This is a genomic window from Tomitella biformata AHU 1821 (assembly GCF_000524475.1).
Classification (GTDB): Bacteria; Actinomycetota; Actinomycetes; order Mycobacteriales; family Mycobacteriaceae; genus Tomitella; species Tomitella biformata.
This window is the reverse complement of sequence record NZ_BAVQ01000094.1, coordinates 1-300: the sequence shown is the minus strand read 5'-3', so window position 1 is coordinate 300 and position 300 is coordinate 1. Positions and strand designations below refer to the sequence as shown.

General features: G+C 65.7%; 1 protein-coding gene. It reads left to right on the top strand.

Going from position 1 to position 300, the window contains the following annotated elements:
• A partial coding sequence (locus tag TBIF_RS22400; RefSeq protein ID WP_024796971.1) for a ferredoxin occupies nt 1–300 on the top strand: 300 nt, incomplete at its 5' end.

Here is a 300-nt window from a genome sequence, read left to right as displayed (position 1 = left end):
ATGAGGAAGGCAAGTCGGATGAGTGATGAAGTTCGGGTGTGGATTGAACATGATTTGTGCACCGGTGACGGTTTGTGTGTCCAGCTCGCCCCCGATGTCTTCGAGTTCGACGGTGAGGGGGTCGCGCATGTCAAGAGCGATCCTGCGGGCCCGCTGCTGACGGAGGCGGGTGCCTCGGCGCGGGTGCCGATGAGCCTGCGCCTCGATGTGATCGACGCCGCGGACGGCTGCCCGGGCGATTGCATCCATGTGGCCCGGTGCTCCGACGGCGTCGAGATCGCCGGCCCGGACGCCAGCTAG